Source organism: Paenibacillus sp. FSL K6-1230, from assembly GCF_038002385.1.
Lineage (GTDB): Bacteria > Bacillota > Bacilli > Paenibacillales > Paenibacillaceae > Paenibacillus > Paenibacillus massiliensis.
In genome coordinates this window covers 101,725-116,817 of record NZ_JBBOCK010000001.1, presented here as the reverse complement: position 1 = coordinate 116,817, position 15,093 = coordinate 101,725, and the positions used below count along the sequence as shown (strand labels likewise).

The 15,093-nt window shown below is 49.0% G+C and carries 16 protein-coding genes and 1 riboswitch; of the genes, 10 read left to right on the top strand and 6 right to left on the bottom strand.

Annotated features, from left to right (window positions below):
• Positions 1-90 precede the first annotated feature (90 nt).
• The gene (locus tag MKX74_RS00535; protein ID WP_018888105.1) at positions 91-786 is read left to right on the top strand and encodes a DNA-3-methyladenine glycosylase; all 696 of its coding nucleotides are present in this window, start codon (positions 91-93) and stop codon (positions 784-786) included.
• A 117-nt stretch (positions 787-903) separates the two neighbouring features.
• Positions 904-1,644: an MBL fold metallo-hydrolase gene (locus MKX74_RS00530; RefSeq protein ID WP_018888106.1), complete on the top strand. Its 741-nt coding sequence runs from the start codon at positions 904-906 to the stop codon at positions 1,642-1,644.
• 139 nt (positions 1,645-1,783) lie between these two features.
• Here the strand turns inward: MKX74_RS00530 and MKX74_RS00525 are convergent, their stop codons facing one another.
• Positions 1,784-2,287, bottom strand: a complete 504-nt coding sequence (locus tag MKX74_RS00525) for a YwhD family protein (protein ID WP_018888107.1) — start codon at positions 2,285-2,287, stop codon at positions 1,784-1,786.
• 168 nt (positions 2,288-2,455) lie between these two features.
• On the opposite strand from MKX74_RS00525, the gene MKX74_RS00520 reads away from it, so the two are divergent.
• From MKX74_RS00520 to MKX74_RS00505, 4 genes are all read left to right on the top strand, one after another.
• Positions 2,456-4,429, top strand: a complete 1,974-nt coding sequence (locus MKX74_RS00520; RefSeq protein WP_018888108.1) for a M1 family metallopeptidase — start codon at positions 2,456-2,458, stop codon at positions 4,427-4,429.
• 12 nt (positions 4,430-4,441) lie between these two features.
• Positions 4,442-5,287, top strand: coding sequence for a hypothetical protein (locus MKX74_RS00515; RefSeq protein ID WP_341177170.1), 846 nt, complete (start codon positions 4,442-4,444; stop codon positions 5,285-5,287).
• A 538-nt stretch (positions 5,288-5,825) separates the two neighbouring features.
• A riboswitch (cyclic di-AMP (ydaO/yuaA leader) is annotated at positions 5,826-5,963 on the top strand.
• Positions 5,964-5,968: 5 nt separating this feature from the next.
• Positions 5,969-6,469 (top strand): C40 family peptidase, encoded by a 501-nt coding sequence (locus tag MKX74_RS00510; RefSeq protein WP_018888111.1) that lies wholly within the window; start codon positions 5,969-5,971, stop codon positions 6,467-6,469.
• Between the two features lie 268 nt (positions 6,470-6,737).
• Positions 6,738-7,238: a GNAT family N-acetyltransferase gene (locus MKX74_RS00505; protein ID WP_018888112.1), complete on the top strand. Its 501-nt coding sequence runs from the start codon at positions 6,738-6,740 to the stop codon at positions 7,236-7,238.
• Positions 7,239-7,342: 104 nt separating this feature from the next.
• Here MKX74_RS00505 and rbsK read toward each other — a convergent pair whose 3' ends face one another.
• The 3 genes from rbsK to MKX74_RS00490 form a co-directional block, all read right to left on the bottom strand.
• Entirely contained in the window at positions 7,343-8,308 is a 966-nt protein-coding gene (gene rbsK, locus MKX74_RS00500; protein WP_341177169.1) for a ribokinase, read from the bottom strand.
• A 94-nt stretch (positions 8,309-8,402) separates the two neighbouring features.
• Complete coding sequence (locus MKX74_RS00495; RefSeq protein ID WP_018888114.1) at positions 8,403-8,702, bottom strand: 4a-hydroxytetrahydrobiopterin dehydratase; 300 nt, start codon at positions 8,700-8,702, stop codon at positions 8,403-8,405.
• A 139-nt stretch (positions 8,703-8,841) separates the two neighbouring features.
• On the bottom strand, positions 8,842-9,135 hold the full coding sequence (locus MKX74_RS00490) for a hypothetical protein (RefSeq protein ID WP_018888115.1): 294 nt from the start codon (positions 9,133-9,135) through the stop codon (positions 8,842-8,844).
• Between the two features lie 259 nt (positions 9,136-9,394).
• Here MKX74_RS00490 and motA point away from each other — a divergent pair, with 259 nt between their 5' ends.
• Both motA and motB read left to right on the top strand, forming a co-directional pair.
• Positions 9,395-10,189 carry a flagellar motor stator protein MotA gene (gene motA / locus MKX74_RS00485; protein WP_133570602.1) on the top strand — a complete coding sequence of 265 codons (795 nt, stop codon included), beginning with the start codon at positions 9,395-9,397 and terminating at the stop codon, positions 10,187-10,189.
• Positions 10,182-10,979 carry a flagellar motor protein MotB gene (gene motB / locus MKX74_RS00480; RefSeq protein WP_028591795.1) on the top strand — a complete coding sequence of 266 codons (798 nt, stop codon included), beginning with the start codon at positions 10,182-10,184 and terminating at the stop codon, positions 10,977-10,979. The genes motA and motB overlap by 8 nt, the downstream gene beginning before the upstream one ends.
• A gap of 175 nt (positions 10,980-11,154) precedes the next feature.
• Here the strand turns inward: motB and rluF are convergent, their stop codons facing one another.
• Both rluF and MKX74_RS00470 read right to left on the bottom strand, forming a co-directional pair.
• On the bottom strand, positions 11,155-11,856 hold the full coding sequence (gene rluF, locus MKX74_RS00475) for a 23S rRNA pseudouridine(2604) synthase RluF (RefSeq protein ID WP_028591796.1): 702 nt from the start codon (positions 11,854-11,856) through the stop codon (positions 11,155-11,157).
• A gap of 5 nt (positions 11,857-11,861) precedes the next feature.
• Complete coding sequence (locus MKX74_RS00470; protein ID WP_341177168.1) at positions 11,862-13,685, bottom strand: ATP-binding protein; 1,824 nt, start codon at positions 13,683-13,685, stop codon at positions 11,862-11,864.
• A gap of 348 nt (positions 13,686-14,033) precedes the next feature.
• On the opposite strand from MKX74_RS00470, the gene tadA reads away from it, so the two are divergent.
• Positions 14,034-14,519 carry a tRNA adenosine(34) deaminase TadA gene (gene tadA / locus MKX74_RS00465; RefSeq protein ID WP_018888120.1) on the top strand — a complete coding sequence of 162 codons (486 nt, stop codon included), beginning with the start codon at positions 14,034-14,036 and terminating at the stop codon, positions 14,517-14,519.
• Positions 14,516-15,088: a GNAT family N-acetyltransferase gene (locus MKX74_RS00460; RefSeq protein ID WP_341177167.1), complete on the top strand. Its 573-nt coding sequence runs from the start codon at positions 14,516-14,518 to the stop codon at positions 15,086-15,088. Before tadA ends, MKX74_RS00460 begins: the two co-directional genes overlap by 4 nt.
• The last annotated feature ends 5 nt before the right edge of the window (positions 15,089-15,093 follow it).

Genomic DNA, 15,093 nt, shown 5'->3' with positions numbered 1-15,093 from the left:
CGATTGCCGATACAATAGAAGAAAGGGATCAGAAGTATTAGACGCTTCAGGTCACCTCGTACGAGAAAGGCCGAGAAAGGAGGCGTCCACTTGCTGAATAATGGCTCTGCCGATGCTGAGAGAGTCACTATATCCGACATTTACCCCCTTACCGCCTTAGAAGCCGCTCCACTGCTCTTGGGCCATACGCTGGTTAGAGCTACCGAGGATGGGGTCATTCGCTGCCGCATTGTGGAGACTGAGAGCTATGGAGGGGCTGAGGATCAGGGCAGCCATGCTTACCAGAATCGGCGCACGGCCCGCACGGAGCTTATGTTCCAGGCGGGTGGTCCTGCATATATCTATCTCATCTATGGAATGTACCACTGTCTCAATGTAGTCACTGGCGCCATAGATGACCCTCAGGCCGTACTGATCCGTGCCGTCGAACCGCTGACACTACAGGATGAGCTGTTAATGAAGCGCTATCGAGGGACTGAGCTCAGGAAGCCAGCTGATATGAGCAATGGTCCAGGCAAGCTATGTCGTGCATTGCGTATTGATAAGAGCCTTAACGGCTGCTCGCTTCGCAGTACAGAGGGGCCGCTCTGGCTAGAGACGGCCACGATAGACCCAGATATGCAAATTATGAGCGGGCCCCGCATTAATATCGACTACGCAGGCGCCTACGCCGAGAAGCCTTGGCGCTTCATCATCCGGGATCATGCGTTTAATTCGGTACCCAAGGCGCCACTATCCTTTTATAAGAAATATGGTAACTTGGACCAGATCAACGGACAACATTGAGGCTGTCTCATCTATGACCTTTTCCCTGACGGTAGGATACTTTACTATTTTCCTTAGAAACCTTACAACCGTATCCTATTGGGGGTAAAGGCATAAGTACATGGAGGTGCGTATGAAATGAACATATATATTCGAGCTCTAAATATTGAATTTGACTATAACGGAGAGACCCAGGTCATTACCCCAACCTTGATTAGAGATGAGCAGCATACTTTCCTGGTGGATTGTGGGTACCCCGGCTTCATATCTAAGATCGAAAAAGCATTAAATCAAGAAGGGACTTCTTTCTCAAACCTAACAGGAATAATCCTGACACATCATGATCTGGACCATGTAGGCTCGCTTGCCGAGATCAAACGAACGTTTCCCCACATCCGTATTATTGCCCATGAGCTGGAGGCTCAATATATAGAAGGAAAGTGCACCGCACCACGCCTACAACAGGCTCTGGATTCGCTGAATCTCCTCCCTGTACAGGAGCTGCCAGCAGCGAAGGAATTCATCGGGGTATTGGAGTCACTTGAATCGGCCCCAGTCGATCAGACTGTGCAGGATCAGGAGCAGCCACCTGGGTGCTCAGGAATGAAAATTGTGCATACGCCTGGGCATACACCTGGACATATCTCCATTTATCTGGCGGCTAGCCGCACACTGATTGCCGGTGATGCTGTAGTTATTGAGCCCAGTGGAGAGCTAGGAATTGCTAATCCGCAATATACGCTGAATCTTCCCGAGGCAGTGAGATCCGTTCAGCAACTGGCCAACTATGAGATCGATACACTGATCTGCTATCATGGCGGGATTTTCAGCGGTGAGGTTCTGCCTGCCCTGCAAAGGCTGCTTCGTTCCTACACCTAACACAATAGCTGCTTTCCAGCCATACAAATAACCGGAAGGATCATAGGATCTCTTCCGGTCTTATTTTTGTATACATATACTCTGTACAACAGAATTCATGCTCAGTCTACTAACGATACATCAATCGCAGCTACGAATGCTAGGCCTCCAGTGCTTGCTTCAGCTCATCAGGTGAGGCATTCCACCATTCTTCATTATGGGAGATCAGCAGAGTTTTCAGCGCTGCCTTCTCCTCTTGCCCCAGCTCATCCAGCATGATGCGACGCTTCAGGGCATAATCCATCTTATTCACATGTTCGGCGAGAATCTTCCAGCCACGCTTGGCCTCTTCATCAATCCACATCTCACATGCCGTAGCCCCTGCATACAAGCGGCCTTCTGGCGTACGATCCACCGCTACCCAGACGAGCCATACCTGACGTCCATTGGGTACATCTTCTTTATTGGTAGAAAATTTAATACCGCGCTCCACCTTGCTCTTGGCATGCATCGCTCCAATATCAATCTTGGCCTCACCACGATCAATAATGACCGGTGACATGTTATTCAGGTCAATGGACCCTGCACCAAAGCCCTTGTGCTTGCTCTTCGCGCTTACAATATTCAAGGCAATCTGCTTCTTGCCATCCTGATTCTGCTCCATATCGATCCTCCATGACACGTTGTATTTAGTATATCAACCCTAATTCCAGCAGGTAACTTCCATAGCATCCATACCAACCAGTATGTACTCTAAATATTTTAACTAATAATCTCCTGATTGCAAACATATACATGCTGTAGATGCTTGTCAACGGGAGGTATCCAATGTATGGCTCCAACACGCGCCAAAACTTTTATTCAGTGCTTGCTCATGATCGTGCTCATCACAGGAGAGCTGGTAGCTGGCAGCTGGCTGTATCCTGATCCCGCCTCTGCGCTTGCCTCCAATCCGGCCAAGCCCTCCGCAGCAGCGGCGGTTCCAACACCACCCACGCCCCCTCCTGCACCCCAGGCTGAAGTGTTAAGCAAACGGCTTGTGGAATATCACATGGATGTCGCCTTGGAGGATGGAGGGATATTGCAAGGCACCCAGACCGTAACATGGAAGCATCCCGGCACGAAAACGGTAACCGAGCTATACCTCCACATGTATCCGAATGCCTTCGAATCCGCCAATACAACCTTCATGAAGGAATCAGGCGGCAAGCTGCGCAATGACCGAATGCCCAAGGATGGATATGGCTCCATTACGCTCAAGGAGCTAACAACCGAGGACGGGCTTTCCCTGATGCACCGTACGCAATATGTACAGCCGGATGATGGAAATGTGAATGACCGCACCCTGCTCAAGGTTCGCCTTCCTAAGCCAGTCAAGGGCGGGGAGAGTATCACGCTGCATATGAAGTACGAGGTTAAGCTTCCGCAGATCTTCGCCCGCATGGGCGTGGCTGGGGATTTTGTAATGGCTGGACAGTGGTTCCCCAAGCTGAGTGTATATGAGCCGAAAGGCCGTAGAGGACGGGCTGTGGAGGGCTGGAACCTGCATCAATATCATGGCAACTCGGAATTTTATGCAGATTTCGGAATTTACAGTGTCCGCATTCGCGTCCCTGACCGCTACATTGTAGCTGCTACAGGCTTCCCGACCAGTACCCCTGTTACACAAAATGGGCAAAAGATTTATCAGTTCTATGCGGATGATGTACATGACTTTGCCTGGGCAGCCTCACCCCACTTCGTAACAGCGGAGGAGCCCTTCTCCTCTGCAGGCGTACCTGGCGTTAAGATCAAGCTTTATCTCGATCCTGCTCACAAGGACCTTAAGGATCGTTACTTCTATGCTGCCAAGTCAGCACTGGAGAACTATAGCAAATCGTTCGGCACCTACCCGTATTCCACACTATCCATCGTAGTCCCTCCCAAGATGGGCAATGGAGCCGGCGGCATGGAGTATCCTACTCTGATCACAGCCTTTGGAGCAGATGACAGCCAACCTGGCTATGAGCTTGAGCGCACGGTAGTGCATGAGATTGGGCATCAGTATTTTTACGGGATGATTGCGAGTAATGAGTTCGAAGAGCCTTGGCTGGACGAAGGCTTCACTAGCTATGCTGAAGACCGCTTGATGGAGCAGGAGTATGGCTTAATTCCTAATCTGCCCTTACAGGCCAGTCAGATATCATCACCAGAGCCTTTGACCCGGGAAGCATGGAAATACAGCTCGTCCACGAACTACGCCCAGAACTCCTATCTCAGGGGAAAGCTGATTCTGTATTCCATTGAGCAGCAGGTGGGCAAGAACAAAATGAATACGATTATGCGCACCTATGCGCGCAAATTCCGCTTCAAGCATCCGACCTCGCAGGATTTCCAGTCTGTCGTGGAACAGGTTACCCATAAGTCCTGGAGCGATTTCTTTGAGCAATATGTGTACGGTAGTCAGATGGCCGATTTTGCGGTCGATCAGATAAGGACGAAGAGACTTGGAGCCGGCCGTTATGAATCGACAGTCACGATCTCCAAGCGCGGGGGAGATGTGCCGGCGGTACCCATTCAGATCACATTTGAAAATGGACAACAGCTCATGAAGTCCTGGAACGGTGCAGACAGCAGCGTTACCTATAAGCTCGAAGGCAGCTCACCAGTCGCTCTCGTTACCATCGATCCACTGCATACCATCGTACTGGAGCACAAGCATATCAATAACATGCTTCGGGCCCGGCTTGATGAGCAGGTCTCTATCCGCTGGAATCTAGGTATTACCAAGCTGATTGAGCTATGGCTTGGAAGTCTGTCATGGTGAGGTGTCTGCTGAATGCCTGCATATATTAAGGAAGGCTGGGGGCTGGTGTGCGCCCGGCTGCACATAGTCGTGATGTTGTTTTTATACCGTCTGCTCTGGGGTGTCTTCATTTACCAAGTTGTGCAATACGCTGTAGTCCCTATCCTGCTCCGCTATCCTGGAAAGGAGCAAAGCGAGCTGAACCAAGCGCTGTTCTGGATAGAGGGCCAGCTGGCGCTCACAGGAGAGCGTAGCGTCCAGACCTATATATGGGTCATCATTGTGATGGCGCTTATACGCATGATAGTGACCCCAATCATTCGCGCAGGTATCTACTACGCACTGTATGCCCAGAATGGAGAGCACGGTAAGCTCGCCTTCTTCCATGGCATGAAGACGACTTGGCGCTCATCCATGCTCTATTACTGGATTGAGACCTGCCTGATTTGGCTGCCTGGATACTGGATACTTCAGAGATTGCTTCCCCATATCGAAGGACTTCCGCAAAATCTCGCTCATCTTACCTACATCCTTCCTTATGTAGCCGCATGGATCGCTTATGGCTGGCTTATAAAGCAATGCATCCTACACATGCAGCTCGGCACTGTCAGCCACACTGGAGCCTGGGGAGCTCTCCTACGTTGTCTGCGGTATCTGCTTCCCGGGATGACGATATCCTTACTGCTCGGTCTGTTCTCCTGTCTGCTATTCCTTCTCTTTGGTGGTGTACAGTGGCTGTGGACAGGTCTCGCTGCGCTCATTCTTCAGCAGTTGTATCATGTGGTGATCAGTCTCTTCGGACTCTGGCACGTTAGCTCGCAATATGCACTCTGGCACTCTGTTGCTCCACCAGCTTCAACATCCAGATTGTCTTCATAGTAGTGCTCCCTCACATCAGTAGATATATAATGAAAACTGTACTAATATAATCGAAGCAGCCCAGCGACCGCCAGAATGTATCCCCTTATCGCTCAAGATTGATGTCAGTCTTCAGGAGTATCTGTTGTCCTGGGCATACGAAGAGGGGAAGCTATCTTCAAAAGGCGAGAAATTCTTTAAAGAAAATTTCAAGAAAAAGTATGAACTATTGGCAATGTTGAGGAACAAATCGTTGTAATCGTGTTTTGAAAAAGAGACATTCCTGAAGAAATCCACTGCACATACACGAAGGAATCTTGACCAAAAAGCAAGAAAAAACGTCTGTTCTTGTTCATAATTACGCATTATTTTTACAAAGAAAGCCCTTGCAAAAATGCTAGGGCTTCTTTTTTGTTACTTTTTGCTTTGAAACATTTGCCAAATTGATAATCCTTTGTTACAATAGTCGCAGTGATTGGATAGTAACAACTTTGTAATTTTTGCCGTGATGATTATGAATAACTTGTAATCTGCTGATATCGCTTGAATCTAGGTGCAAAATTATGTGTTGCCGAATCCTCGCACCTGGGGAGCGGGGGAACCAGTTTTGGGTGAATTGATCTTGTAACAGAGGGATCATAGGGGACCTTCTTACCGAATCCTTAAGCTAACCTCGTAGGCATTGGAAGGGGCTTGTCTTTTTTGAAGAAGAAACTAACTATCGCAGCTGTGAGCTTCGCGATCGCATTCTCCACTTTCTCCTTTGGAGCAGGAAGCGCTTTTGCGGACTCTAAGATGAATCAGGTCATCGATGATGCCGTTGGTACTAAATATCGTGCTGGTGGAACAACTCTTAACGGATTTGATTGCTCAGGATTCACTCAATTTGTATTCAACAAACTTGGCATCAAGCTGCCGCACCAATCCGGTGCACAATACAAGATGGGAACAGCTATCTCCCGCGCGGATCTGAGAGCAGGCGACTTGGTATTTTATAATACTAGCGGTAGAGGCGTATCTCATGTAGGCATTTATGTCGGCGACGGCAAATTCGCCCACTCCTCTTCTTCTCGTGGCGTTATTATCAGTTCTATGAGCGAGAGCTACTATGTGAATCGTTATGTAGGTGCAAAACGCATCATGAGTACAGACACTTATCATGAAGCAGCTGTCGACAGTGAAGATTTCGACGATGTGGAATAATTAAGCTAATTTTTCCAATAATATATCCAACGGATAAGACCGCAGATCATTCTGCGGTTTTTTTGTATTCTCTACTTCATTAACGATGTAAGTCAAAGAAAGGTTGCAGAAATTATGCACATAACCGAATGGTTATAACGTTCTATATAGACTATTTACCCCGCCGGCTAGCTTCCAAACATACCATCACGTAAGATGAGAGGTTGACTTGACCCACTCATTGGGGGATATTAAGCTAATATTCAAGATATGCAAGGAGTTGAAGACGGTGACATCTGAAGCAGGTGACTATCATGTCCTCCCCATGGAGGAGGCTCATGGAGCCATCATAAGCAGCTGGAAATACACTCCACCTTATGACATATACGGCTGGCTCCCCTGGGAGCAGATGAAAGCACTGGAGATTGAATTCGGTAATCCCGAGCTACGACAGGCCCAATATGCGGTTGTCTTCAATGCTACCGGCACGCTATGTGGATTTGTACAATTCTTTCCCATGGTTGGTGTTACCCGTCTCGGTCTAGGTATGCGCCCCGATCTGTGCGGACACGGACAGGGCAAGCATTTTGTCACAGCCATCGTTAATGAAGCCATACGAAGGAATCCGGAGAACGAGATTGACCTTGAGGTGCTGATCTGGAATGAACGGGCCATCCGTGCTTATCAGGCGGCAGGCTTTCGAATTACGGACACCTACGAGAGACAGACTCCTGAGGGCATGAAGCCCTTCCACTGTATGGTCTATCAGGCAGGTAGCCAGAGCGAATAATGCAAAAGGGAGCCGTGTTAGTGCACGACTCCCTTACATTATTCGCTATTTTTCTATTGTAATAGCTGTTCCCCAGCGGCCATAACTCTTCATCAGGTATTCACTCAGACTTGAGACTGCTTCTTCTGGAAGGCCTCGACCTCCACCGCAGTTGGCATACCCGATTGGGCTCCAAGCTTGGTGACGGACAGAGCGGCCGCAGCCATCGCATAGGATACTGCCTCATCGAGCGATTGCCCTCGTGCCAAGGACACAGCCAGAGCTCCATTAAAGCAGTCTCCCGCGCCCGTAGTGTCTACAACATCTACCGTATAGCCCTTCACATGACGTACTACGATGTCCTTACCAGCCTCCGGGATGGAGGCGTACACTGCTCCATCTGCCCCCAGAGTCGTTACTACATCGGCTCCAATGGATGCAGCCAGCTCTGCTACTGCGGCCTCGACCGCCTCACGTTCCTCCAACACCCCACGCCCGGTGAGCATAGCAAGCTCACTTCGATTAGGTGTGATCACATGCGTATTCCGCAAGAGCTCCTCGGGCAGGTTCTCCACGGCTGGGGCCGGATTCAGCACGACCCGCGCTCCTCCGGCAGCAGCTATACGTGCCGCCTCGGTCACTGTGCCCAGTGGTACCTCCAGTTGCAGCAGCACCAGCTTGGCCTGACCAATCGTCCCTGCTACCTCTTCCTCATGTAGGATGGAAGGGGTCAGCTGTCCATTTGCACCGGGAATGACGATAATCCGATTATCTCCGCCAGACAGCCAGATGGAGGCCGTTCCTGTCGTTTGCCCGGACAATCTGCGAATCTTCGTTGTGTCTGCGCCACTTGCCTGCAAAGAGTCGATTAGCTGTTGACCAAAGGCATCATCACCGACCGTCCCAACCATGTACGTAGACGCACCCAGTCTTGCAGCAGCAACAGCCTGATTGGCTCCTTTTCCCCCCGGAAGATAATACAGTGCCTCACCCGACACAGTCTCCCCCTGCTCAGGTGCACGAGTCGCCTTAACCACCAGATCCATATTCAGGCTTCCTACAACAGCAATAGTATCCTTGCGCTCATTCATCGTCTCGTTCTCCATCCTGTGCTAAGCACATAGTTGAGCCGTGAACCCTGTCCTCTCACAATCCAGGGCAGACCTCACGCATCCATGCCCAATTCTAATCAACTGCACGCATCTTCTCGTAGAGCTCATTAAATTGCTGAGCTTCCTTAATATCCACAGCTGTTATTCCTCCATCATCCCAGGAGGTTAGACGGAGCGTAACAATTTTATGATCAATGGTAATGAAGGGGTGATGATTAAAGGCCTCTGATATGCCAGCAACCTCATCAACGAATGCGATTCCCTTCATGAAGCTTGAGAAATTGAATTTGCGGATAATCCAGCGCCCCTCTTCCAACTCCCAGCCTTCGAGCTTCTCCAGGTGGGCCTCAACTTCTTCTTGTGTAAAAGGCATGATTCTCTACTCCTCTCCGCTAGACAAACCCCCGCCATTACACCTCTTCACAGCATTAGCTGCCTTCGATGGTGCAATGCGCCGATTAATATCGTGTTTCATATTACCATGACGATAGCCAGAATGCCACCAAGGGCTTCTATACCAGGGATACAACGGTAATTTCTTCCTCACCGATGAGGATATTAATCCGATGGTGTTCCGGATCATGAATGATGACCCCACTACCCACCGTAATAACGGGATTCTCACTCAGTGCATAGAACAAATCTTCCGCAAGCGCCTCATTCACTTCGTGCTGCTCTACCTGACCAAGGGCCCCCCATTCGTCCGACTCCATCTCAAAAAATAAATAGCTATCCGCAATCTGTCCTACGGCAGTTGTTAGCTCCCGCAAAATCTCTTCATATTCACGTCCATGCTTTACGCCCATCTTGGCCTGTTCATCCTTCCTGTAGCGGCTTCTGCTCCCTGCCCGGTTACATAATTTCCAATCAATAGATGCTCTTATGGGGACAAATTCAGTAAGCCAAAAGTAAGAATCGTACTTGTGCACTATATTATACCGGAAAATTGCCCTTAAAAAAAAAGCGGATTGTGTCGATAAATACTATAATCGCGTTTCAATACGCCGGGGCAAGGATGTCCTTTCGGCGTAGATTGTTAATAATTTCTCATGGATGAGGTGTATCATGCAAATTTCAACAATTATCGGGCTGGTACTCGGGCTAGTTTCGCTCGTTGTAGGTATGATTTTGAAGGGAGCTCCGGTTGTCAATCTGGTGAATAACCCTGCTGCCTACATGATCATCTTCGTGGGTACCGCCGCGAGTGTATTCATGGCCTTTCCTATGTCCGATATGAAAAGGATCCCTAAGCTGTTCAAGATTCTGTTCACCGAACAAAAGCTGCCTGACCGCAAGCAATTAATCTCTACCTTTATGGAATGGGCATCCATTACTCGTCGTGAAGGTCTGCTGGCCCTGGAGGCCAAAGTCGAAGAAATTGATGATGCCTTCCTGCGCGGTGGTATGCGGATGATTATCGACGGTAACGATCAGGAATTTGTAAGAGATGTATTAATGGAAGATATTAATGCCACAGAGGATCGACACCGTAGTGGTGCGTTAATGTTCTCACAGGCCGGCATGTATGCTCCTACGCTCGGGGTACTCGGTGCGGTCGTAGGTCTGATTGCAGCCCTTGCTGACCTTAGTGACATGGAGAAGCTCTCCCATGCGATCGCAGCTGCATTTATCGCTACCCTGCTCGGTATTTTCACAGGTTACGTCCTATGGCACCCGATGTCCAATAAATTGAAGCGTCTATCCAAAAAAGAAGTCGAAGTGAAGCTCATGATGGTTGAAGGTCTGTTGTCCATTCAATCTGGCGTATCCACGATCGCAATCAGCCAGAAGCTGACTGTCTTCCTGACTCCAACAGAGCGGGCAACCATGAGCGACAGGGAGGAGAGGGGCAGTGAGTAAAAAAGGTAGACATGAGCCGCATGAAGAACATGCAGACGAAAGCTGGCTGCTCCCTTATTCGGACTTAATGACCCTGCTGCTCGCTCTGTTCATCGTACTGTTCGGAATGAGCTCTCTGGATGCCAAACAGTTCGAAGAAATGGCGAAGTCTATGAGCTCCGCCTTCAATGGCGGCACAAGCGTTCTTGATTACAAATCTGCCAATCCTACAGATCCTACCGTAGATTTGGGCAAGAGCAAGCAGACGACCGATAACCTTCAAAAACAGCTGGCCAAGCAAGAGCAAGAGGACCTGGAGAAGCTCAAACAGCAGATGGATCAATACATCTCAAGCAACGGCCTCACAGATCTGCTCAGCACCAAGCTCAATCAGTCCCAGCTCATGATTACCATCGCCGATAATGCACTATTCTCATCAGGACAGGCTATCGTGAAGCCTGAATCACGCGAGATCGCTCTAGCTATTGCTACTATGCTGGAACGCTTCCCAGACTATGATATCATTGTATCGGGGCACACGGATAATATACCAATCTCCAACAGCCAGTACCCGTCGAACTGGGAGCTGAGTGCAGATCGAGCATTGAATTTCATGCGTATTCTCCTGCTGGACGACAAGCTGGACCCACGCAAATTCAGCGCTATCGGATATGGAGAGTATCGTCCGGCAGCCTCCAATAATGATAACGTAGGTAGATCGAAGAACAGACGTGTTGAAATATCCGTCATTCGTAAGTATCAGAACGGAACTCAAGTCATAAGTGCAACCTCAGACAACAATAATCCATAAGAAAAAGAGGCATCTCCTTGAACTCCATGAGTCAGGTGATGCCTCTTTTGCTGCCTATTTACTACCTTTTTACTACAAGCTTGAGGCCTTCGTGCTTGTCATGCTGCAAATATACTTGCTGGTGGAATTACAGGCAGAATACCTCTTCCCCAGCTTCAGACTTAGCACATATATGCTAAGTAAGCTTGTAATCGAGCAGCTGCCCCAGTTCTTGCTTCTCTGCCTGCGATAGATCACGCCAGCTACCTCTCGCTAGCGTGCCGAGCTGGATATTCATAATGCGAATACGCTGAAGACGGTGCACTTCGTAGCCGAACGCAGAACACATTCGCCGGATTTGTCGATTCTTGCCTTCTGTCAGTATAATACGGAATACTCGCTCCCCGACCTGAGTCACTTTGCAAGGCAAGGTACGCTGCCCCAGAATCTTTACCCCTGTGGACATCCCGTACAGGAATGAGCTTGTCACCGGCTTATTCACAGTGACGATATACTCCTTCTCATGACGGCCTTCTGCCCTTAAAATTTTGTTCACAATATCCCCGTCATTCGTCAGCAGAATAAGTCCTTCAGAGTCCTTATCCAACCGTCCGATCGGGAAGATTCGCTCTGTATGTCCTACAAAATCTACAATATTCCCTTGAATATGACTCTCGGTAGTGCTGGTGATGCCTACAGGCTTATGCAAGGCGATATAGACATGCCCGGACTTCCCCGTCAGCGGCTTGCCATGCACACGGACATCGTCACCCTCCTCGGCTTGGCTCCCCAGCACAGCAGTCACGCCGTTAATTGTCACATGGCCGCCTTCTACCAACTTGTCCGCCTCACGTCGCGAACAGAAGCCTGTCTCGCTGATAAACTTATTGATACGCAAGCTCTCTACACTCCTATCTCATTCTCACCCTCTGCAGGACCTGCCAGCTTAGAAGCTGAATGTCTCTGGGCCTCGGGCAGATGCACGGTAACAACTGTTCCTTCCTCTGAATGACTCTCAATCTCCAGCGTACCCTGATGATTCTGAATAATACGCTGGCTCACCATTAGTCCTAGCCCTGTCCCCGAAGCCTTGCTGGTAATGAAGGGCTCACCCAGCTTCGCCAGAATCTCAGGCGCGATGCCTGGACCCTGGTCCTTGATCTTGATTGTAACGCTTCCCGGTAAAGAGAACAAACTAATACGGATGATTCCTCCCCTTGGCATGGCTTCAATGGCATTTTTCAGAAGATTAATGAATACCTGCTTCAATTGATTCTCCTCGCAATAGACCATAGCGCAGGCCAGACTGATCTCCAGCTCAAACTGGATATCATGCAGATGAGCTTGACTGTCCAAAAGAGATACCACATCGCCCAGTACATATCGAATATCCAGCTTCTGATATTGAACCGCCTGCGGCTTCGCCAGAATCAGAAACTCACCCACGATCAGATTAATACGGTCGAGCTCCGATAGCATAAGGTCTACATGCTTTGCATTCAAGCGATCTGTCTGCTGCTGAAGCTGCAGAAAGCCTCGCAATGTCGTGAGCGGATTACGAATCTCATGTGCGACCCCGGCGGCTAGCTGGCCCACCGTCTTCAGCTTCTCGGAGCGACGGAGCAGCTCCTCCATTCGGTTGTGCCCGGTAATGTCCCGGGAGACGCTGATGTAGCCCGTTATCCCTTCATTCTCATCATGAATCGGAGAAATACTGATACTCACTTCGACCTGACTTCGATCCTTATGTAATCTCACCGACTCATACGAATGAATCTGATGCCCTTCGAGCAATCTATGCTGCTGCTGCATATGCTCTTCCTTCAATTCCTCCGGAATGAAGTCCAATTGCTTGCCCAGAATCTCCTGCTGTCGCCAACCATATAGCTGTTCGAATGCCCGATTGACACGCACGACAATCCCGTTGGCGTCCGTCACATGAATAGCATCAGCAGTCTGATTAATGACCGATTCCAGGTAATCCTTGACCTTGCGATTCTCCTCGTTCATTTGCTCCAGACGGTGGGTATACAGGCTTAGATTGTTGGCCATGACATTAATACGGCTTCCCAGCTGTCCCAGCTCATCCTGACTACGAATCGTCAGACGCGTATCAAACTGCCCTGCCGCCATCTCATTCACTTTGCCGAGAATACCCTGAATTGGCTTAATAATCATTCCGGCCAAGAAGTAGCTGCCGATAATAATGACCTCAAGTAATACTAATGAGATAACTACCATGCTCAGCAGCTGCTCCTGTACCATGATAGCCACTTGAGAGTTATCCGCCATGATGCGGATGACATATGCCTCGAAGGTATTGGAATAGAACGGATAGAAGATCTTGACGACTTGATTCTGCCCCCAGCCACTGTACTGGAATACCATATTGGAGGTGCGAACAGCCTCCTCAATGGCAGATCTTTCATCACTTAGAGTACCCTGCTCATAATTGCCGAAGGCTACGGCCAAAGAGCTATCGTTCGCTGTTCCCTCCAAAAGCTGCTGTGCGCGCACCCCCGTAATCTCCAGAATTCTTGGATCGCTTTCCACCGTATGCGCTACAATGTTATCACTCACATAATTTCCACTCTCGTTGGCAGCGTGACTAAGCTGCTCTGCCAGTTGATGCAGCTGTACTTCAACAGCCCTTCGTTCGTTCTCATTCAATAAATAGAGATTAAGCGCAATGTTCAACAACAGAATCAATAGTGCAGAACCTGACATAATTAGAGTTAGTTTTATTTTCATCGACACACTGAAAGTTCACCCCTTAACGGGTTATGGGGATAACTGGCAATAGTAATTCCATCATAACCGCTTTACAGCATTTTGAAAAGAAAAGAAGGTGTTATTTCAGCCGGGATCACTTGGTATTGTCATTAACTCTGGCATTGACTACAATAAAGAAGGATTTCATCCACATATTATACACAAATCCACAAAATTATTAACGGATTGTGCATAACTCTGTGTATAAATTCAGACTTATACACAGAGTTATGCACATCATGTTAACAACGGAATATCTGTTCGTCGAATAACCGTTGGAGAAAGGGGCCCACATTAAGCATCATGGAGCAAGAGCATAATCATGAATATTGGATGAGACAGGCGATAGCTGAAGCTTTAAAAGCACAGGAGCTTGGCGAGGTCCCCATTGGGGCTGTCATTGTGCATAATAATGAGATTATTGGACGCGGCTATAATCTGCGCGAGACGACAAAAGATGGCACAGCCCATGCAGAAATTGTTGCCATTCGCCAGGCTAGTGAGCATTTGGACGCTTGGCGTCTACTGGATTGCCGTCTGTATGTAACGTTAGAGCCGTGCCCTATGTGTGCAGGAGCCATCGTGCAGTCCAGAGTGCCCCAAGTCATCTATGGAACAACAGATCCGAAGGCTGGCTGTGCAGGAACGCTGATGAACCTGTTACAGGAACCTCGCTTTAACCACCAGACAGAGGTGATTCCGAATGTACTTCAGTCGGACTGCTCCTCTTTGCTTACTGATTTTTTTCGACAGCTACGCAAAAAAACTAAAGGAGGCGATCCAGTATGACTATTACTTTATATAACACCCCCCAAGGAATCTTTTTGCGCCAGCTTCAGCTAGACGATGCACACAGACTGCTGGAGCTTCGCATCAACAATAGAGAGGCGCATGCGATCTACGAGCCGATCCGGGAGGAATCCTTTTTTACCCTAGACGGCCAACAAAGGTTCCTTCAGCAACGTCTTGATGATGCCGCGGCGGACCGGGGTTGTTTGTTTGGCCTGTTTGATTTGAAGGACGAGCGATTAATAGGGCAGATTAACATATCCAATATCGTTCGGGGCGTTGCCCAATACGCCGATATTGGCTACTTCATCAATCAGGGGGATGCTGGAAAAGGCCATATGACAGCCGCTCTAAAGCTTATTGTCCAATATGGCTTCAACGCCCTGCGGCTTCATCGACTTCAAGCCTGTACACTTCTGCATAATGAAGCCTCGCAGCGAGTACTGCTCAAGGCTGGTTTTCAGAGCGAAGGTATCTCGCGTCGCTATCTGAAGATTCATGGTGAGTGGCAGGATCATCGCAGATTCTCTGTTATGGTAGATGATGAGCTGGATTATTTGCAAGGGTAGCCTCA